Below are 18,963 nucleotides of genomic sequence, written 5' to 3'. Positions count from 1 at the left end.
GAGTTTACTGGTCGTAAATGAGCATTCCGAAACCGATTTCAACGCAGCATGGCCGACGCGCAGCAGATCGTGAATGGGCTCTCAGTGCGCCTCGTCCCAGTTGCTGCCCACCCCGGCCTCCACCAGCAGCGGCACGTCCAGCTGCGCGGCGCCGCTCATCAGCGGCAGCAGGCCGGCCTTGAGCGTCTCGACCTGCTCCGCGCGCACTTCCAGCACCAGTTCGTCGTGCACCTGGAGGATCATCCGCGCGTCCAGCCCGCTGTCCTGCAGCCAGGCGTCCACCGCCACCATGGCGCGCTTGATGATGTCCGCCGCGGTGCCCTGCATCGGCGCGTTGATCGCCGTGCGTTCGGCGGCCTTGCGCATCGCGCCGTTCTTGGCGTGAATCTCCGGCAGGTACAGGCGCCGACCGAACAGGGTCTCCACGTAGCCCTGCTCGGCGGCCTGCGCGCGGGTGCGCTCCATGTAGGCCAGCACGCCCGGGTATCTGGCGAAGTAGCGGTCGATGTAGGCCTGCGCCTCCTTGCGCTCGACGCCCAGCTGCTTGGCCAGGCCGAAGGCGCTCATGCCGTAGATCAGGCCGAAGTTGATCGCCTTGGCGCGGCGGCGCTGCTCGGTACTGACCTGTTCCAGCTCGACGCCGAACACCTCGGCGGCGGTGGCGCGGTGCACGTCGCGGCCGTGGCGGAAGGCGTCCAGCAGGCCCGCGTCCTGGGCCAGGTGGGCCATGATGCGCAGCTCGATCTGCGAGTAGTCGGCGGCGACCAGCCGGTAGCCCGGCGCGGCGACGAAGGCCTGGCGGATGCGCCGGCCCTCGGCGGTGCGGATCGGGATGTTCTGCAGGTTGGGGTCCGAGGAGGACAGTCGCCCGGTGGCGGTCACCGCCTGGTGGTAGCTGGTGTGAATGCGCCCGGTGCGCGGGTTGATCTGCTCCGGCAGGCGGTCGGTGTAGGTGCTCTTCAGCTTGCTGACGCTGCGGTAGTCGATCAGCACCTGCGGCAGCGCGTAGCCCTGCTCGGCCAGCTCGGCGAGCACGCTTTCCGCGGTGGACGCCTGGCCCTTGGCGGTCTTGGAGAGGATCGGCAGGCCGAGCTTGTCGTAGAGGATGGCGCCGAGCTGCTTGGGCGAGGCGAGGTTGAACTCCTCGCCGGCCAGCTCGAAGGCCTGGCGCTCGAGCTGCTGCATCTTGTCGCCCAGCTCGACGCTCTGCTGGCCGAGCAGTTTCGCGTCGACCAGCGCGCCCTGGCGCTCGATGCGCGCCAGCACCGGCACCAGCGGCATCTCGATCTCGGTCAGCACCTTGGCCAGCGCCGGCACGGCCTGCAGCTGCTGCCACAGCGCCTGGTGCAGGCGCAGGGTCACGTCGGCGTCCTCGGCGGCGTAGGGGCCGGCCTGCTCGAGGGCGATCTGGTCGAAGGTCAGCTGCTTGGCGCCCTTGCCGGCGATGTCCTCGAACTTCACCGTCGACTGACCGAGGTACTTCAGCGCCAGGCTGTCCATGTCGTGGCGGGTGGCGGTGGAGTCCAGCACGTAGGATTCCAGCATGGTGTCGAAGGCCACGCCGCGCACCTCGATGCCGCAGCGGGCGAGGATGTTGATGTCGTACTTGGCGTGCTGGCCGACCTTGGCCCTGGCCGGGTCCTCCAGCAGCGGCTTGAGCGCGGCCAGCACGATGTCGCGGTCCAGCTGCTCGGGCACGCCCATGTAGCTGTGGGTCAGCGGCACGTAGGCCGCCTCATGGGCGCTGACGGCGAAGGAAATGCCGACCAGCTCGGCCTGCTGGGCGTCGAGGCCGGTGGTTTCGGTGTCGAAGGCGAACAGCTCGGCGGCCTTGAGCTTGGCCAGCCAGGCGGCGAACTGCGCCGGCTCCAGCACGGTCTCGTAGCGCTGCTCCGACGCGGCGGGCGCTGGCGCCGAGTTTTCGGCGAGGTTCGCGGCGGGTGCCGCGAGGCCGGCGGCCTTGGTCTCGCGCAGCAGGTCGTCCAGCCAGCTCTTGAACTCCAGCTCGCGGTACAGCGGGATCAGCGCCTCACGGTCGGCCGGCGCCGGGTGCAGCTGGTCGAGGGCGATGTCCAGCGCCACGTCGGTCTTGATGGTGGCCAGCTGGTAGGACAGGTAGGCCATCTCGCGGTGCTCCTCGAGCTTGGCCGGCAGCGACTTGGCGCCGCGGATCGGCAGCGCCGGCACCTGGTCGAGGTTGGCGTAGATCACGTCGAGGCCGCCGCCCAGGCCCTGCAGCAGGCCCAGCGCGGTCTTCTCGCCGACCCCCGGCACGCCGGGGATGTTGTCGACCTTGTCGCCCATCAGTGCCAGGTAGTCGATGATCAGCTCCGGGCCGATGCCGAACTTGGCGGTCACCCCGTCGCTGTCCATGTAGGTCGGCGGGTTGGTCATGGTGTTGACCAGGATGATGTGGCCGTTGACCAGCTGGGCCATGTCCTTGTCGCCGGTGGAGATCACCACCGGGCGCTCGGCGGCGGCGCTGGAGCGCGCCAGGGTGCCGATCACGTCGTCGGCCTCCACCCCCTCAACGCACAGCAGCGGCAGGCCCAGCGCCTTGACGCAGGCGTGCAGCGGCTCGATCTGCACGCGCAGGTCGTCGGGCATCGGCGGGCGGTGCGACTTGTAGTGCTCGAACAGCTCGTCGCGGAAGGTCGGCCCCTTGGCGTCGAACACCACCGCGAAGGGGCTGTCCGGGTACTGGCGGCGCAGGCTCAGCAGCATGTTCAGCACGCCCTTCACCGCGCCGGTGGGCAGGCCGCGCGAGGTGTGCAGCGGCGGCAGGGCGTGGAAGGCGCGGTACAGGTAGGAGGATCCGTCCACCAGGACGAGAGGGGCTAGACTCATGGGGAAATCAACTCTTGGGCGATGCGGCCGGGGTAAGATAGCCGGACAATTCTCAGCAAAGGGACAAGGTTACCACCATGCGCGCAATCAACCGTCTGCTGCTCGTTGGCCTGCTGGCCGTTGCACCGTTCGCCGCCATCGCCCAGGACGAGGCGCCCAGCGCCGAGCCGGACGTGACCATCCGCCAGGAGGGCGACAAGACCATCCAGGAGTACCGCGTCAACGGCTTCCTCTACGCCATCAAGGTCACCCCGAAGGTCGGCAAGCCGTACTTCCTGGTGCGTGCCGACGGCGACAGCAACTTCATCCGTTCGGACAACCCGGACATGCTGATTCCGCAGTGGGAAATCTTCCGCTGGTAAGGCGCACCACGAACTGCAGCAGGTAATCGCCATGTCCGTCTTCACCCCGCTGGAACGCCACGAGCTGGAAGCCTTCCTCGAACCCTACCGGCTCGGCCGCCTGCTGGAGTTCCAGGGCATCGCCGCCGGCACCGAGAACAGCAACTTCTTCGTCAGCCTGCAAGGCGGCGAATACGTGCTGACCCTGATCGAGCGCGGCCCGCGCGAGGCGATGGGCTTCTTCATTGCCCTGCTCGACGTGCTGCACGACGCCGGTCTGCCGGTGCCCTACGCGGTGCGCACGGCGGACGGCGAGGCGCTGCGCGAGCTGGCCGGGCTGCCGGCGCTGCTGCAGCCGCGCCTGCCCGGCAGCCACGTGGCGCTGCCCAACCCGCACCACTGCCACGAGGTCGGCGAACTGCTGGCGCGTCTGCACCTGGCGACCCGCGAGCAGATGTTCGAACGACCGAGCGACCGTGGTCTCGACTGGATGCTCGCCGAAGGCCCGCTGCAGGCCCTGCGTCTCGACGACGCGGCCTGCCACCTGCTCAAGGCGGCGCTGGAGGAGATCGTCCAGCTGCGCCCGCGCCTCGAGCACCTGCCGCAGGCCAACCTGCACGGCGACCTGTTCCACGACAACGTGCTGTTCGACGGCAACCGCCTCAGCGGGGTGATCGACTTCTACAACGCCTGCTCCGGGCCGATGCTCTACGACCTGGCGATCGCCGCCAACGACTGGTGCGTGGAGCCGTGCGGCGAGTTCGACCACCATCGCCTCAACGCCCTGCTCGCCGGCTACGCCGCCCTGCGCCCGTTCAGCGCCGCCGAGGCCGAGCTGTGGCCGGCCATGCTGCGCGTGGCCTGCGTGCGCTTCTGGCTGTCGCGGCTGATCGCCGCCGCGGCCTTCGCCGGCCAGGACGTGCTGATCAAGGATCCCGAGGAGTTTCGCCGCCTGCTGCAGGCGCGGCAGACGGTGGAGCCGGGGCAGGGCTTGCCGTTCGCCCTGTGACGGCCGACGACAGTCCCGTCAGCCGAGATATTTCGCCTTGAGCTGATGCAGCAGTTGGTGCAGCTGCTCGTGGCGCCCCGCGCCGATGACCTTGGCCTCGTGCTCCGCGAAGGCCTGGTGCAGCGCCTCCATCGTCGGCGTGTCGAGCAGCCGCTCGGCCATGGGGAAGAAGGTGTCGTTCTCCTTGGCAATGTGCGCGCGCAGGTGCTCGGCGTAGGCCGTGGCGGCGGAGGCGAGCTCGGCGGCGTTGATGGTCGGTGTGCCGGCCTGCGCCATGGCCTGGATCAGCGCGCGGCCCTGGACGTGCTCGGCCAGCAGTTCGTCGATGAAGCCGCCGTGTTCGGCGAGGCCGGCCTTGGCCATGGCCGGAAACAGCAGGCCTTCCTCCTTGCCGTGGTGGCACTGGTCGACGAACTCGCGGAGGAAGCCGAGGAACTCGGCCAGGTCGCCGGGCGCCAGTTGGTTGCGTTGTGCCCGTTCGGCCATGCGCTCGAGAATCCGCAGGGCGGCGAGGATGGCGTCATGCTCGTGGGTGAGATCGCTGATGATCTGGCTCATGGGGCTCTCCGCAGCAAGGGCAGGCTTTCAGGGCAGTCTAGGGGGCCGCTGCGGCTTGTCCAGCCGGGCTGCCGCGGGCGCCCGCCGGCCCCGGCGCGCGTCCGGCGGTCGGCCAGCCGATGACCTGCACGGCGGCGGCCGGCAGTCCGCCTAGACTTGTAAGCCTCTTCTGCGGCGCGGTGCCGCTGTGCGGAGGTTGCCATGAAAGTCGAACCCTATCTGTTCTTCAACGGCTGCTGCGAGGAGGCGTTGAACTTCTACGTCCGCGCGCTGGGCGCCGAGATCACCTTTCTGATGCGCATGAAGGAGTCGCCCGAGCCGATGGAGATGCCGCCCGGCACGGAGGACAAGGTGATGCACGCCAACCTGCGCGTCGGCGACAGCAACCTGATGATGTCCGACGGCATGTGTACCGAACTGAAGCCGTTCAGCAGCTTTTCCCTGGCGGTTTCCGCTCCGACCACGGCGCAGGCCGAGGCCTGGTTCGCCGCCCTGGGCGAGGGCGGCAAGGTCGACATGCCGCTGCAGAAGACCTTCTGGGCGCAGAGCTTCGGCATGCTCACCGACCGCTTCGGAGTGAGCTGGATGGTCAGCTGCGAGTAGCTGAGCCATGCAGCGTGAAGCGCAGGATACCCGCGACCGCGCCATCGGCCGCCACTTCGCCGCGCCGCGAGAGCGGGTGTTTCGCGTCGGGGTGTCCCCCTGCCGTGGCTGCGCCGGGAGCGGGGTTTACATCTGCGACTGCAGGTAGTTGGCCAGGCCGATCCGGTCGATCAGTCCCAGCTGGATCTCCAGCCAGTAGGCATGGTCTTCCTCGGTGTCGTGCAGCTGCTTCTCGAGGATTTCGCGGGTGACGTAGTCCTGGTGCTGTTCGCACAGGGCGATGCCCTTGGCCAGCGCCTCGCGCACCTCGTACTCCAGGGTCAGGTCGGTCTTCAGCATCTCCGGCACGCTCTTGCCGACCCGCACGGCGTCGGGAGTCATGTCCGGTACGCCGCCGAGAAACAGGATGCGCTGCAGCAGGGCGTCGGCGTGTTCGGTCTCCTCGGCCATCTCGTGGTTGAGACGCTCGTAGAGCCTGGTGAAGCCCCAGTCGTGGTACATGCGCGAGTGGACGAAGTACTGGTCGCGGGCGGCCAGCTCGCCCTTGAGCAGGGTCTTCAGGTAATCGATGACGGCGGTCTTTCCTTTCATGGCGGGGCATCCTGGTGGCGCGGAAAGGATCCTATGGTCCCCCCGGCGAAGCAGGGGATCAACAGAATATAGCCCGCGCTGCAGCGCCTGCACGGCGAGGCAGCGGACGCGCCGCGCCGTCCGTCAGGGCGCGGCGGCGCGCTCCTCCTCCGCGCTCGCCTGGGCCAGGCCGACCGCACGGCCCAGCGCGGCGTGCCGCGGCAGCAGCCACAGGCAGTAGCCGAGCAGCAGCACGCCGGCGCCGGCGAGGGTGGCGGGGGCGCCGAGGCGGGTGGCGAGCAGGCCGGCGCACAGCCCGCCGAGCGCCTCGAAGCCGAAGCGGCAGGCGATGTAGAAGGACACCACGCGCCCGCGCAGGGCATCCGGCGCCAGGCCCTGGATGAGGATGTTGGTGCCGACGTTGGCGCAGGTCAGGCCGAAGCCGAGCGCCGCCATGGCCGGCAGCGCCAGGGGCAGCCGCGTGCTGGCGGCGAACAGCAGCAGGGCGACGGCGCTGAGCGCGCTGGCGGCGAGGATCAGCTGCACCTGGCCGGCGGTCGAGCGTCGGCTGGCGAGTAGCAGCGAGGCGAGCAGCGCGCCGCCGCCGGCCGCGCCCCACAGCCAGCCGAGGGTGGCGGCGTCGCCGGCGAACACGTCCCGGGCGAACACCGGCAGCAGCACGGCGTAGCAGGAGGCGGCGAAGTTGACCACCACCACGCCGAGCATCAGCTGGCGCACCGTGGCCTGGCCGAGCACGTAGTCGAGGCCCTGACGGAACACCGCGCCCATCGAGCCGCGCGCCGGCGGCGGCGCGTCGATGCGCATGCGCAGCAGGCCGATCAGCAGGGCGAGGAAGGACAGCGCGTTGAGGGCGAAACAGAACGCCTCGCCGGTCAGGCCGAGCAGCAGGCCGGCCAGCGGCGGGCCGACGAAGCGCGAGCTGTTGACCAGCATGGCGTTGAGCGCCAGGGCGTTGGGCAGGTCGGTGCGGTCGTCGATGAAGCTGCTCATCAGTGCCTGGCGCAGCGGGGTGTCGAAGGCGCCGAGCACGCCGAGCAGGGTCGCCATCGCCACCAGCAGGGGCGGGGTGACCCAGTCCAGCGCGGTCAGCGCGGCGAGGGCCGCGGCCTGCACGCCGAGCAGGGCCTGGGTGGCGAGCAGCAGGCGGCGCTTGTCGCGGCGGTCGATCCAGGCGCCGATCAGCGGGCCGATCAGCAGCTGCGGCGCCAGGGCGACGAAGCTGGTCAGGCCGAGCAGGGCGGCCGAACCGGTCAGCCGGTAGACCAGCCAGGCCAGCGCCACCTGCTGGATCCAGTTGCCGAGGATCGACACCAGATGGCCGGCGAAGTACAGACGGTAATTGCGGTGGCGCAGCGCGCGCACGGCGTGGGGCCAGCGCTGCGCGCCGGCGGCAGGAGAGCTGCTCACGAGGGGGATCCGCAACCGGAGAGTTCGGCGGCAAAGCTTACTGCCGGCTGCGCCCGCTGTCGCTGGTTGCGCGTCGCTTGGCGGATTCTTGGCCCTGTCCGCGCGCCGGCCGGGTCGCCTGCCGGGCGGCGCCAACCAGCGCCGCGGCGCGCGGTTGCCGATTGCGATCCGCCGGAATCTCGTTCAATACTCCGCGCAACGCCCCTCCAGGGGCCGGACAATAACGCAGAGAAAGTCCCATGAACGAGCTCGAATCGCCCCTCTCCCCGCCCGCCCTGTCGCCGCCGCTGCAGGTTTCGCCGGCGCGGCGCATCGAGGAAATGGGCGGCGATCCGACCTTCATGACCTCGCTGGCCCGCGGACTGGCGGTGATCGATGCGTTCCACGAGCGCAAGCGCCAGCTGACCATCGCGCAGATCAGCCACCGCACCGGCATCCCGCGCGCCGCCGTGCGCCGCTGCCTGCACACCCTGGTCAAGCTCGGCTACGTGGGCAGCGACGACGGGCGCACCTACACGCTGCTGCCCAAGGTGCTGACCCTCGGTCATGCCTACCTGTCGTCGACGCCGCTGGCGGTGGCGGCGCAGCCGTTCCTCGACCGCCTCAGCGAGCAGCTGCGCGAGGCCTGCAGCCTGGCCACCCTGGAGGGCGACGAGGCGCTCTACCTGGCGTGCACGGCGACCGCGCAGCGTTTCCTCTCCGTGGAGATCCGCGTCGGCACCCGTCTGCCCGCCTACTGCACCTCGCTGGGCCAGGTGCTGCTGGCCGCGCTGGACGCGGCCTGTCTGGACGAGTACCTGGCCGGCGCCACCCTGGCGGCGCGCACCAGCCGCACCCTGTGCGAGCCGCAGGCGCTGCGCGAGCGCCTGGACCAGGTGCGCGCGCAGGGCTGGTGCCTGATCGACCAGGAGCTGGAGGCCGGGCTGCGCTCGATCGCCGTGCCGGTGCACGACGCCGAGGGCCGCGTGCTGGCGGCGATGAGCATCAGCGGGCATGCCGCGCGGGTCAGTCGCGCCGAGCTGGAGGGCCGCTACCTGCCCGCCCTGCAGGCGGCCAGCCGCGAGCTGAGCGCGCAGCTGCTACGCTGAAGGCGCCATCGCGAAAGTGGGCGATTACCGCCCGCGGCCCTGTTCGGGCAGGGCGCAATCCCTTAGTGTGCGCGCGGTCTTTGCCGGTCGTCGGCGCGACGCCATGCGACCTCTGTTGCGGTTGCCGCCGGGGCCTTGTTGTGGGTCAATGAAAAATATCGGGCGGCCCCGTGATCCGAACCGCCCAGCGTCACCATAAAAACTACAAGAGCACCGTGAACCATGGACTGTCGTCTGCTGAACGAGAAGAGTCTGGTTTTCGCCCATGCCGATCCCCATGCGGTGTCGGACTACGTCAACCAGCATGTCGGTTCCCACCGCATCCTGCTGCCGCGCAACGGGCATCCGGAAGCGAGCCTGAGCCATCGCACCTTCGGCAGTCTGGACCTGTGCCAGATCAGCTACGGCAGCCGCGTGCAGGTCACCTCGCCAGCGCTGGAGACCCTCTACCACCTGCAGGTCCTCCTGCGCGGCCATTGCCTGTGGCGCGGGCGCGGCGAGGAGCACTACTTCACTCCCGGCGAGCTGCTGCTGATCAACCCCGACGATCCGGTCGACCTGACCTATTCGGACGACTGCGAGAAGTTCATCGTCAAGCTGCCGGCCGCCTTCATCGACAAGGCCTGCAGCGAGAACCAGTGGCGCCATTCCGGCGAGGGGGTGCGTTTCGCGCCGCGCCACCGCCTCGAGGAGCTGGACGGCTTCCTCGGCCTGATCGGCCTGATCTGCCAGGAAGCGGAGGCCGAGCAGAGCACGCCGCTGGTGCAGGAACACTTCGCCAAGATCATCGCCAGCAAGCTGCTCGGCCTGCCCGGCAGCAACGTCAGCCGCGAGCCGCTGGGCAGCGCCTGCCCGTCGTTCGAGCGCCTGGTCGAGTTCATCGACAACAACCTCAAGCAGGACATCAGCCTCGAACAGCTGGCCGAGCTGGCGCACATGAGCGCGCGCTCGCTGTATGCGCTGTTCGACAAGCATGCCGGCACCACGCCCAAGCACTACATCCGCCAGCGCAAGCTGGAGATCATCCATGCGCGCCTGAGCGACCCGCGGGCCCCGGTACGCAACGTCACCGAAGTCGCCCTGGACTACGGCTTCCTGCACCTCGGCCGCTTCTCCGAGTGCTACAAGAGCACCTTCGGCGAGCTGCCCTCGGACACCCTGCGCCGCCGCAACTGATCCTTCCCCCCTGCGGCGGGCGCCTGCCCGCCGCGCTGCTGTGCTCTTCCGCTGCCCCTCCGTCCTCTCCCCGCCGTGCGCCGTCGCGCGGGCCTGTCCGTTTTCGTTGCGGCGTTTTCCGTACTGTGCAGAAAGCGGATAGCGATCGTGCAGAAAGCGGATATTGCCCGCCCGGGCGCGGGCTTAGTCTGAACTCCACAGCACAAAAACAACAACGGAGAGCACAGCCATGTCCGTGGGACCTGATTATCTCAATTCCCTGCTCGAAGAAGACCAGGAGAAGGGCATCTACCGCTGCAAGCGGGAGATGTTCACCGATGCCGAGCTGTTCGAGCTGGAGATGAAACACATCTTCGAGGGCAACTGGATCTATCTGGCCCACGAGAGCCAGATTCCCGAGAAGAACGACTACTACACCGTCACCATGGGTCGTCAGCCGGTGTTCATCGCCCGCAACCGTGCCGGTGAGCTGAACGCCTTCATCAACTCCTGCAGCCACCGTGGCGCCACCCTGTGCCGCTTCAAGCACGGCAACAAGGCGACCTACACCTGCCCGTTCCACGGCTGGACCTTCGACACCAACGGCAAGCTGCTCAAGGTCAAGGATCCGATTGAAGCCGGATACCCGGACAGCTTCAACTGCGACGGCTCCCACGACCTGACCAAGATCGCCCGCTTCGAGTCCTACCGCGGCTTCCTGTTCGGCAGCCTGAATGCCGACGTGGTCCCGCTGGTCGAGCACCTCGGCGAATCGGCGAAGATCATCGACATGATCGTCGACCAGTCCCCCGAGGGCCTGGAAGTGCTGCGCGGCTCCTCCACCTACGTGTTCGAAGGCAACTGGAAGCTGCAGGCCGAGAACGGCGCCGACGGCTACCACGTCACCGCCACCCACTGGAACTACGCGGCCACCCAGGGCAACCGCAAGGAAAAGGATGCCGGCGACGACATCCGCGCCATGAGCGCCGGCGGTTGGGCCAAGAAGGGCGGCGGTTTCTACTCCTTCGAGAACGGCCACCTGCTGCTGTGGACCCGCTGGGACAACCCGGAAGACCGTCCGCTGCACGAACGTCGCGACCAGCTGGTCGAGGAAGTGGGCGCGGCCCGTGCCGACTGGATGATCCAGAACTCGCGCAACCTGTGCCTGTACCCGAACCTGTACCTGATGGACCAGTTCAGCTCGCAGCTGCGCATCGCCCGGCCGATCTCCGTCGACAAGACCGAAGTCACCATCTACTGCATCGCGCCCAAGGGCGAGAGCGCCGAGGCCCGCGCCCACCGCATCCGCCAGTACGAAGACTTCTTCAACGTCAGCGGCATGGCCACCCCGGACGACCTCGAGGAATTCCGCGCCTGTCAGGAAGGCTTCCAGGCCCGCGCCCTGCCGTGGAACGACATGTCCCGTGGTGCCAAGCACTGGATCGACGGTGCCGATGAGGCCGCCAAGGAAATCCAGCTGAAGCCGCTGATGAGCGGTGCGCGCGCCGAAGACGAAGGTCTGTTCGTCCTCCAGCACCGCCACTGGCTGGCCAGCATGAAGAAGGCCGTCGAACAAGAACAACAGAACCTGATCCACGTGGAGGCCGGACAATGAGCATCTCCTACGAAGCCGTACGCGATTTTCTCTACCAGGAAGCGCGCTTTCTCGACGACAAGGACTGGGACAGCTGGCTCGAGCTGTATGCCGAGGACGTCAGCTTCTGGGTGCCGGCCTGGGACGACAACGACGAGCTGACCGAGGATCCGCAGAAGGAAATCTCGCTGATCTGGTACGGCCGCCGTGCCGGCCTCGAGGACCGCATCTTCCGCATCCGCACCGAGCGTTCCAGTGCGAGCATTCCGGACACCCGCACCTCGCACAACATCAACAACATCGAGATCGTCGAGCAGGGCGAAGGCTTCTGCAAGGTGCGCTTCAACTGGCACACCCTGAGCTTCCGCTACAAGGTCGTCGACCAGTACTACGGCACCAGCTTCTACACCCTGGACACCCGTGGGCCGAACCCGCTGGTCAAGGCCAAGAAGGTGGTGCTGAAGAACGACTACGTGCGTCACGTGATGGATATCTACCACATCTAATGAGAGGCGAGCGGGCCGCGCCGAGCGGCCCGCATCGCTCCACACCCTGCGTGCGCGCAAGGCTGCGGCCTGCGCGGAATACCGCCCCAAGCGAGGTGCAGCATGTCGCACAAGATCGCACTGAATTTCGAAGACGGGGTCACCCGCTTCATCGACGCCAAAGCCAGCGAGACCGTGGCCGACGCCGCCTATCGCCAAGGCATCAACATTCCGCTGGACTGCCGGGTCGGCGCCTGCGGCGCCTGCAAGTGCCAGGTCGAATCCGGCAACTACGAACTCGGCGAGGACTTCATCGAGGACGCCCTGAGCGCCGAGGAAGCCGCCCAGGGCCTGGCGCTGACCTGCCAGATGCGCGCGCAGAGCGACTGCGTGGTGCGCGTGCCGGTGGCCTCCAGCGCCTGTCGGATCAAGCAGGGCAGCTTCCGCGCCGCCATCCGCGAGGTCAAGCCGCTCTCCGACAGCACCATCCGCCTGGCCATCGAGGGTGACGAACTGGGCAAGCTGGCCTTCCTGCCCGGCCAGTACGTCAACCTGCAGGTACCGGGCAGCGAACTGAGCCGCGCCTACTCGTTCAGCTCGATGCCCGAGGACGGCCAGGTGTCGTTCCTGATCCGCAACGTGCCGGGCGGCCTGATGAGCGGCTACCTCACCCAGCTGGCCAAGGTCGGCGACGTGATGACCATGACCGGCCCGCTGGGCAGCTTCTACCTGCGCGAAGTGCGTCGTCCGCTGCTGATGCTGGCCGGCGGCACCGGCCTGGCGCCCTTCCTGGCGATGCTCGACAAGCTCGTCGCCACCGGCAGCGAGCAGCCAGTACACCTGATCTACGGCGTCACCAACGACTTCGACCTGGTCGAGATGGACAAGCTGGAGGCCTTCGCCCAGCGCCTGCCCAACTTCACCTACGGCGCCTGCGTGGCCAATCCGGACAGCCAGTACCCCAACAAGGGCTACGTGACCCAGCACATCGCGCCGGGCCAGCTGAACGATGGCGACGTCGACATCTACCTGTGCGGTCCGCCGCCGATGGTCGAGGCGGTCAACCAGGATCTGCGCCAGCGCGGAATCCAGCCGGCGAATTTCTACTACGAGAAATTCGCGGCCAGTGCCTGACAGTCCCTTGGGCCCGCGGTCCTGGCGACCTAGCCGCGCGGGCTATTTTTTTCACGGATGCCTTGCCATGCACACACAACAAATTCAGCAACGCTTTGCACACAAGGTGGCGGTGATTACCGGCGCCGCCCAGGGCATCGGCCGCCGCGTGGCCGAGCGCATGGCCGCCGAGGGCGGCCGCCTGGTGCTGGTCGACCGCTCCGAGCTGGTCCACGAACTGGCCGACGAGCTGGCCGGCGTTGCCGAGGTGCTGACCCTCACCGCCGACCTCGAACAGGCCGGCGACTGCCAGCGGGTGATGGCCGCCGCGGTCGAGCGCTTCGGCCGCCTCGACATCCTGGTCAACAACGTCGGCGGCACCATCTGGGCCAAGCCGTTCGAGCACTACGCGGAAAACGAGATCGAGGCCGAGGTGCGTCGCTCGCTGTTCCCCACCCTGTGGTGCTGCCACGCGGCGCTGCCGCAGATGCTCGCGCAGGGCAGCGGCGCCATCGTCAACGTCTCCTCGGTGGCCACCCGCGGCGTCAACCGCGTGCCCTACGGCGCGGCTAAGGGCGGCGTCAACGCGCTGACCGCCTGCCTGGCCCTGGAAACCGCCGAGCGCGGCATCCGCGTCAACGCCACCGCGCCGGGCGGCACCGAGGCGCCGCCGCGGCGCATCCCGCGCAACGCCGCCGAGCAGAGCGCGCAGGAAAAGGTCTGGTACCAGCAGATCGTCGACCAGACCATCGACAGCAGCCTGATGAAGCGCTACGGCACCATCGATGAACAGGCCGCGGCGATCCTCTTCCTCGCCTCCGACGAAGCCTCCTACATCACCGGTGTGACCCTGCCGGTAGGTGGTGGCGACCTCGGCTGATCCCGATCCCCCGATCCGCTGCGGCCAGCCGCAGCGGGTGTCTTCCGTGCTGCGAATAACAACAAGAGAAAAGCCATGAAAAAGATCGACGTCCACGAGATCATCGACAACGCGCCCTTCACCCGCTTCCACTGGATGGTGATGTGCCTGTGCGCCCTGCTGCTGATATTCGACGGCTATGACCTGTTCATCTACGGCGTGGTCCTGCCGGTGCTGATGAAGGAATGGGGCCTGACCCCGCTGGAAGCCGGCGCGCTGGGCAGCTACGCGCTGTTCGGCATGATGTTCGGCGCCCTCGGCTTCGGCACCCTGGCCGACAAGATCGGCCGCAAGAAGGGCATCGCCATCTGCTTCGTGCTGTTCAGCGGCTCGACCGTGCTCAACGGCTTTGCCAGCAGCCCGACCGAGTTCGGCATCTTCCGCTTCCTCGCCGGCCTCGGCTGCGGCGGCCTGATGCCCAACGTGGTGGCGCTGATGAACGAGTACGCGCCCAAGCGCCTGCGCAGCACCCTGGTGGCGATCATGTTCAGCGGCTACTCGGTGGGCGGCATGCTCTCCGCCGGTCTGGGCATCTACATGCTGCCGCGCTTCGGCTGGGAAACCATGTTCTTCGCCGCCGCCGTGCCGCTGCTGCTGCTGCCGGTGATCCTCTGGTACCTGCCCGAGTCGGTCGGCTTCCTGGTCCGCCAGGGGCGCAGCGAGCAGGCCCGCGCACTGCTCAAGCGTGTCGATCCGGCGCGTGAGCTGCCGGCCGACGAGGTGCTGGAAATGGCCGACGCCAAGGGCAAGGCCGCCTCGGTGCTCGAGCTGTTCCGTGACGGGCGCGCAGTACGCACCCTGTCGATCTGGACCGCGTTCTTCTGCTGCCTGCTGATGGTCTACGCGCTCAGCTCCTGGCTGCCCAAACTGATGGCCAACGCCGGCTACAGCCTGGGTTCCAGCCTGTCGTTCCTGCTGGTGCTCAACTTCGGCGCGGTGTTCGGCGCCATCGGCGGCGGCATGCTGGGCGACCGCATGAACCTGCCGCGGGTCCTGGTCGGCTTCTTCATCGCCGCGGCGGTGTCGATCAGCCTGCTCGGCTTCAAGACCCCGATGCCGGTGCTCTACGGCCTGATCGCCATCGCCGGTGCCACCACCATCGGTACGCAGATCCTCCTCTACGCCTGCGCCGCGCAGTTCTACGGCCTGTCGATCCGCTCCACCGGTCTGGGCTGGGCCTCGGGCATCGGCCGCAACGGTGCCATCGTCGGCCCGCTGCTCGGCGGCGCGCTGCTCGGCATCAACCTGCCGCTGCAGCTCAACTTCATGGCCTTCGCCATTCCCGGCGCCATCGCCGCGATCGCCATGGTCATCTTCTCCCTCAGTGGCCGCGAGTCCGCGCCGGTGCGCCTGGCGGATCCTGCGGCCTGACCTGCAGTGCCGGGTGGCGCGATCCGCGCTGCCCGGCATGACGGCGATATAGCGCGCAACTGGTCTTGTGTGGTGCGAAGACTTTCCGGTCGATTGTAATTGTCCGGGAAGTTTTTCTGCTGCCGGTCTTTTATGGTTTGCGGTGTTGATTCTTTCTTTCCCGGGTTTTGCCAAGTGTGCGATTAGCGCACACATAAGTCGGCGTGATGTTGTGTTTTGCGGGGAAAGATAGAAGATAGGTCGGGAGCTGTTGCGCAATATTCGCCAAGTGGCGCGTCGGCCGATGCCGGCGAACTATCTGTGGCAGTAATGGATTGAATGACGTCTTTTCGGAGTATCGCCGAAGGGGCATTGCTTGGCCGGTCGTCCTGTGGCGGCGGTTTTTTCAAACAATAAGAATCCCAGTAATAAAAATCCCGGCAATAAAAAGCCCAGTACAAAAAAGCCCAATAATAAAAAGAGTGAGCACATGAAGAAGAAAGCAAATCTTCCCCTCCTGATGATGGCTTCCAGCGGCATGGCCCTGACGCTGCCGGCGGCGGCTCTGGCGGCCGAGGGCGGCTTCATCGAAGACTCCACCGCGACCCTGACGGCGCGCAACTACTACTTCAGCCGCGACTTCCGCGACGTGCCTGCCACCGCGCAGTCCAAGCAGGAAGAGTGGGCGCAGGGCTTCATCCTCAACTTCAAGTCGGGCTACACCCCAGGCCCGGTCGGCTTCGGCGTCGACGCCATCGGCATGCTCGGCATCAAGCTGGACAGCAGCGCGGATCGCGCCGGCACCGGCCTGCTGCCGGGGGCCTTCGGTGACGAAGCGCCCGACGAGTACAGCCGCGCCGGTGCGGCGCTCAAGGTCAAGGTCTCCAAGACCGAGCTGAAGGTCGGCGAGCTGCAGCCCAACCTGCCGGTGCTGACCTTCTCCGACATCCGCCTGCTGCCGCCGACCTACAGCGGCGCCAGCCTGGTCTCCCAGGAAATCGCCGGGCTGACCCTGCAGGGCGGCCATCTGCGTGCCACCAGCCTGCGCAACGAGGCGGGCGACGACGACATCCGCGCGCTGATCCCGACCGGCCCGCGCTACGTGCGCACGACCACCAGCGACAGCTTCAACTACGCCGGTGCCGACTACGCCTTCAACCAGAACCGCACCAGCGTCGGCGCCTGGTACGCGCAGCTGGAAGACATCTACAACCAGCGCTTCTTCAGCCTCAAGCACAGCGAGCCGCTGGGCGCCTGGACCCTGGGCGCCAACCTCGGCTACTTCGACTCCAGCGAGGACGGCGACGAACTGGCCGGCGAGATCGACAACCAGGCGTTCTACACCCAGCTGTTCGCCAAGCGGGGCGGCCACAACTTCCTGGTCGGCTACCAGGCCATGTATGGCGACCACGGTCTGCCGCGGGTGTTCGCCAACGTCACCCCGCTGGGCAACGAGGTGCCGACCTTCGAATTCGCCGCGCCCGACGAGCGTTCCTGGCAGGCACGCTACGACTACGACTTCGCCGCCCTCGGCATTCCGGGTCTGGTCAGCACCGTGCGCTACATCACCGGCGACAACGTCGACACCGGCGGTGCCGAGGAAGGCAAGGACTGGGAGCGCGATCTGGATCTCGGCTACACCGTGCAGAGCGGTCCGCTGAAGAACGTCAGCGTGCGCGTGCGCAACGTGGTCGCGCGCTCCAACTACCGTCCCGATATCGACGAGAACCGTCTGATCATCAGCTACACCCTGGGTCTGTTCTAATTTCGCGCCAGTACGGCGCACTATCGAGTTTTACGGGGCTTGCCCGCCGCCAGGCGGGCTTTTTTAACCCGGGCAATGGATGGAGCTGTTGGAACTTTTCGGCAGGTTTGATCCTGGCGAAAACAGGGTTCCCTTGCGCCTGAATATATGCCGCTAGTTGATTGGGTCCCGGTTCAAGAAAGGAATTGCTGCACTGACCGATTGATTTGATTGGTTGTACCCACTGACATCTGCTTGGTTCTGGAGAAAGCAATGCACAACAACAAGAAAGCATTTCCGGCCTGTGTGAATATCCCGCGCAAACTGTTCGCGGTGAGTGCCATGGCGTTGGCGCTGAGTACCTCCCTGGTCGCCTCCGTGCAGGCGGCCGATCCGGTCAAGGTCGGCATCCTGCTGCCGTTCACCGGCACCTTCGCCGCCCTCGGCGAGGCCACCAACAACGGCCTCAAGCTGGCCATCGAGCAGCAGGGCGGCACGCTCGGCGGGCGGTCGGTCGAGTACGTGGTGGTCGACAGCGAGGCCGATCCGGGCAAGGCGGTGCAGAACATGCAGAAGCTGGTGTCCGGCGCCAAGGTCGACGTGGTGGTCGGCCCGGTGCACTCGGGGGTCGGCATGGGCGCGGTCAAGGTCGCCCGCGAGAGCGGCGTGCCGCTGATCATCCCCAACGCCGGCTTCAACGCCGCCACCGGCCCGCTGTGCGCGGCCAACATCTTCCGCACCTCGTTCACCTCCTGGCAGACCGCCTTCCCGATGGGCAAGGTCGCCGCCGACAAGGGCTACAAGAACATCGTCACCGTGGCCTGGCGCTACGGCTTCGGCACCGAGTCGGTGGACGGCTTCAAGGAAGGCTTCGAGCAGGCCGGCGGCAAGATCAGCAAGGAGATCTACCTGCCGTTCCCGGAAGTCGAGTTCCAGTCGCAGCTGACCGAGATCGCCGCGCTCAAGCCCGACGCGGTGTTCGTGTTCTTCGCCGGCGGCGGCGCCGCCAAGTTCGTCCAGGACTACGCCGCGGCCGGCCTCAAGGGCAAGATCCCGCTGCTCGGCTCGGGCTTCCTCACCGAGGGCACCCTGGCCGCCCAAGGCCAGGCCGCCGAGGGCCTGCTGACCACCCTGCACTACGCCGACTCGCTGGAGACCGCCGAGAACGCCAAGTTCCGCAGCGCCTACAAGCAGCAGTTCGGCAAGGAAGCGGACATCTACGCGGTACAGGGCTACGACACCGGCCTGCTGCTCGCCCAGTCGCTGCAGGCCGTGGCCGGCAACACCGAGGATCGCGCGGCCTGGATCCAGGCCATGGAGAACGCGCGCATCGCCAGCCCGCGCGGCGAGTGGACCTTCTCCAAGGCGCACAACCCGGTGCAGAACGTCTACCTGCGCGAGGTGCGCAACGGCGCCAACGTGGTGGTCGACGTCGCCCGCGAGAAGCTCAGCGACCCGGCCCCGGGCTGCAAGCTGCAGCAGGTCGCCACCAGCCGCTGACCGGGCAGCGCGGCGGGCGCCGGCCGCCCGCCGCACTGTTGTTCGCCCCCGGGCACCGGCCGTTCCATCCCCTGGCGGCTGGTGCCCGGGCTCTGCCATCCATCGCGTGGAAATATCACCATGGAGCTGTCCAGCATTCTCATCCAGACCATGAACGGTCTGCAGTACGGCTTGCTGCTGTTTCTGATCGCCAGCGGCCTCACGCTGATCTTCGGCATCATGCACATCATCAACCTGGCCCACGGCGCCCTGTACATGGTCGGCGCCTACCTGGCCTGGTGGCTGACCTCGCTGGTCGGCCACCTGTTCCTCGCCATCCTCCTCGCCGTGCCGCTGGCCGTCGCCCTCGGCGTGCTCATCGAGCGCTTCCTGATGCAGGCGCTGTACAAGCGCAACCACCTCGACCAGGTGCTGCTGACCTTCGGCCTGATCCTGGTGTTCGACGCGCTGCAGAGCATCCTCTGGGGCAACGACGTGCACAGCGTGGCGATTCCCGCGTTCCTCAGCGGCTCGATCGCCCTCACCGAGACCCTCGACTACCCGGTCTACCGCCTGTTCGTCTCGGCGGTGTGCGCGGTGATCGCCCTGGCCATGTACCTGATCCTGCAGCGCACCCGCCTGGGCATGATCATCCGCGGCGGCGCCAGCAACCGCGAGAT

17 protein-coding genes are annotated in these 18,963 nt (G+C 67.5%); 13 read left to right on the top strand and 4 right to left on the bottom strand.

Annotated elements, in window-relative coordinates; all coding sequences use genetic code 11:
• Positions 1-81: 81 nt before the first annotated feature.
• Entirely contained in the window at positions 82-2,847 is a 2,766-nt protein-coding gene (gene polA, locus BM297_RS19960) for a DNA polymerase I (RefSeq protein ID WP_092435177.1), read from the bottom strand.
• Positions 2,848-2,924: 77 nt separating this feature from the next.
• Here polA and BM297_RS19955 point away from each other — a divergent pair, with 77 nt between their 5' ends.
• Positions 2,925-3,209, top strand: a complete 285-nt coding sequence (locus tag BM297_RS19955) for a DUF2782 domain-containing protein (RefSeq protein ID WP_092435175.1) — start codon at positions 2,925-2,927, stop codon at positions 3,207-3,209.
• Positions 3,210-3,240: 31 nt separating this feature from the next.
• Positions 3,241-4,197, top strand: coding sequence for a homoserine kinase (locus tag BM297_RS19950; protein ID WP_092435172.1), 957 nt, complete (start codon positions 3,241-3,243; stop codon positions 4,195-4,197).
• Between the two features lie 18 nt (positions 4,198-4,215).
• On the opposite strand, the gene BM297_RS19945 is transcribed toward BM297_RS19950, so the two are convergent.
• The gene (locus BM297_RS19945) at positions 4,216-4,755 is read right to left on the bottom strand and encodes a hemerythrin domain-containing protein (protein ID WP_092435169.1); all 540 of its coding nucleotides are present in this window, start codon (positions 4,753-4,755) and stop codon (positions 4,216-4,218) included.
• A gap of 201 nt (positions 4,756-4,956) precedes the next feature.
• Here BM297_RS19945 and BM297_RS19940 point away from each other — a divergent pair, with 201 nt between their 5' ends.
• A complete protein-coding gene (locus tag BM297_RS19940) occupies positions 4,957-5,358 on the top strand; it encodes a VOC family protein (protein ID WP_092435167.1) in 402 nt (133 codons plus the stop codon).
• Between the two features lie 126 nt (positions 5,359-5,484).
• On the opposite strand, the gene bfr is transcribed toward BM297_RS19940, so the two are convergent.
• Positions 5,485-5,949: a bacterioferritin gene (bfr, locus tag BM297_RS19935; protein ID WP_092435164.1), complete on the bottom strand. Its 465-nt coding sequence runs from the start codon at positions 5,947-5,949 to the stop codon at positions 5,485-5,487.
• Positions 5,950-6,072: 123 nt separating this feature from the next.
• Positions 6,073-7,356: an MFS transporter gene (locus BM297_RS19930; RefSeq protein ID WP_245768307.1), complete on the bottom strand. Its 1,284-nt coding sequence runs from the start codon at positions 7,354-7,356 to the stop codon at positions 6,073-6,075.
• A gap of 239 nt (positions 7,357-7,595) precedes the next feature.
• Between BM297_RS19930 and BM297_RS19925 the strand changes: the two genes are divergently transcribed.
• From BM297_RS19925 to BM297_RS22005, 10 genes are all read left to right on the top strand, one after another.
• Positions 7,596-8,444, top strand: a complete 849-nt coding sequence (locus BM297_RS19925; protein WP_092435161.1) for an IclR family transcriptional regulator domain-containing protein — start codon at positions 7,596-7,598, stop codon at positions 8,442-8,444.
• A gap of 222 nt (positions 8,445-8,666) precedes the next feature.
• Entirely contained in the window at positions 8,667-9,620 is a 954-nt protein-coding gene (locus BM297_RS19920; RefSeq protein ID WP_092435156.1) for an AraC family transcriptional regulator, read from the top strand.
• A gap of 229 nt (positions 9,621-9,849) precedes the next feature.
• Positions 9,850-11,214, top strand: coding sequence for a benzoate 1,2-dioxygenase large subunit (gene benA, locus BM297_RS19915; protein WP_092435153.1), 1,365 nt, complete (start codon positions 9,850-9,852; stop codon positions 11,212-11,214).
• A complete protein-coding gene (gene benB / locus BM297_RS19910) occupies positions 11,211-11,699 on the top strand; it encodes a benzoate 1,2-dioxygenase small subunit (RefSeq protein ID WP_092435151.1) in 489 nt (162 codons plus the stop codon). Before benA ends, benB begins: the two co-directional genes overlap by 4 nt.
• A gap of 102 nt (positions 11,700-11,801) precedes the next feature.
• Positions 11,802-12,812 (top strand): benzoate 1,2-dioxygenase electron transfer component BenC, encoded by a 1,011-nt coding sequence (gene benC / locus BM297_RS19905; protein WP_092435148.1) that lies wholly within the window; start codon positions 11,802-11,804, stop codon positions 12,810-12,812.
• A 67-nt stretch (positions 12,813-12,879) separates the two neighbouring features.
• Positions 12,880-13,671, top strand: coding sequence for a 1,6-dihydroxycyclohexa-2,4-diene-1-carboxylate dehydrogenase (locus BM297_RS19900; protein ID WP_394328026.1), 792 nt, complete (start codon positions 12,880-12,882; stop codon positions 13,669-13,671).
• Positions 13,672-13,746: 75 nt separating this feature from the next.
• On the top strand, positions 13,747-15,081 hold the full coding sequence (locus BM297_RS19895; RefSeq protein WP_092435145.1) for an MFS transporter: 1,335 nt from the start codon (positions 13,747-13,749) through the stop codon (positions 15,079-15,081).
• Positions 15,082-15,550: 469 nt separating this feature from the next.
• Entirely contained in the window at positions 15,551-16,825 is a 1,275-nt protein-coding gene (locus tag BM297_RS19890; protein WP_092435142.1) for an OprD family porin, read from the top strand.
• A 252-nt stretch (positions 16,826-17,077) separates the two neighbouring features.
• Complete coding sequence (locus BM297_RS19885; protein WP_092435139.1) at positions 17,078-18,304, top strand: ABC transporter substrate-binding protein; 1,227 nt, start codon at positions 17,078-17,080, stop codon at positions 18,302-18,304.
• A 120-nt stretch (positions 18,305-18,424) separates the two neighbouring features.
• Positions 18,425-18,963 (top strand): branched-chain amino acid ABC transporter permease (locus tag BM297_RS22005; RefSeq protein WP_217648293.1); only part of this gene is annotated, 539 nt, incomplete at its 3' end.

The sequence above is a fragment of the Geopseudomonas sagittaria genome (assembly GCF_900115715.1).
Classification (GTDB): domain Bacteria; phylum Pseudomonadota; class Gammaproteobacteria; order Pseudomonadales; family Pseudomonadaceae; genus Geopseudomonas; species Geopseudomonas sagittaria.
The sequence above is the reverse complement of the archived record's forward strand: the minus strand, read 5'-3'. Positions and strand labels throughout refer to the sequence as shown.

What these genes read in the sequence shown, in the direction of transcription:
- polA (WP_092435177.1), bottom strand. Translation starts at nt 2,847, where the DNA reads ATGAGTCTAGCCCCTCTCGTCCTGGTGGACGGATCCTCCTACCTGTAC.
- BM297_RS19955 (WP_092435175.1), top strand. Translation starts at nt 2,925, where the DNA reads ATGCGCGCAATCAACCGTCTGCTGCTCGTTGGCCTGCTGGCCGTTGCA.
- BM297_RS19950 (WP_092435172.1), top strand. Translation starts at nt 3,241, where the DNA reads ATGTCCGTCTTCACCCCGCTGGAACGCCACGAGCTGGAAGCCTTCCTC.
- BM297_RS19945 (WP_092435169.1), bottom strand. Translation starts at nt 4,755, where the DNA reads ATGAGCCAGATCATCAGCGATCTCACCCACGAGCATGACGCCATCCTC.
- BM297_RS19940 (WP_092435167.1), top strand. Translation starts at nt 4,957, where the DNA reads ATGAAAGTCGAACCCTATCTGTTCTTCAACGGCTGCTGCGAGGAGGCG.
- bfr (WP_092435164.1), bottom strand. Translation starts at nt 5,949, where the DNA reads ATGAAAGGAAAGACCGCCGTCATCGATTACCTGAAGACCCTGCTCAAG.
- BM297_RS19925 (WP_092435161.1), top strand. Translation starts at nt 7,596, where the DNA reads ATGAACGAGCTCGAATCGCCCCTCTCCCCGCCCGCCCTGTCGCCGCCG.
- BM297_RS19920 (WP_092435156.1), top strand. Translation starts at nt 8,667, where the DNA reads ATGGACTGTCGTCTGCTGAACGAGAAGAGTCTGGTTTTCGCCCATGCC.
- benA (WP_092435153.1), top strand. Translation starts at nt 9,850, where the DNA reads ATGTCCGTGGGACCTGATTATCTCAATTCCCTGCTCGAAGAAGACCAG.
- benB (WP_092435151.1), top strand. Translation starts at nt 11,211, where the DNA reads ATGAGCATCTCCTACGAAGCCGTACGCGATTTTCTCTACCAGGAAGCG.
- benC (WP_092435148.1), top strand. Translation starts at nt 11,802, where the DNA reads ATGTCGCACAAGATCGCACTGAATTTCGAAGACGGGGTCACCCGCTTC.
- BM297_RS19900 (WP_394328026.1), top strand. Translation starts at nt 12,880, where the DNA reads ATGCACACACAACAAATTCAGCAACGCTTTGCACACAAGGTGGCGGTG.
- BM297_RS19895 (WP_092435145.1), top strand. Translation starts at nt 13,747, where the DNA reads ATGAAAAAGATCGACGTCCACGAGATCATCGACAACGCGCCCTTCACC.
- BM297_RS19890 (WP_092435142.1), top strand. Translation starts at nt 15,551, where the DNA reads ATGAAGAAGAAAGCAAATCTTCCCCTCCTGATGATGGCTTCCAGCGGC.
- BM297_RS19885 (WP_092435139.1), top strand. Translation starts at nt 17,078, where the DNA reads ATGCACAACAACAAGAAAGCATTTCCGGCCTGTGTGAATATCCCGCGC.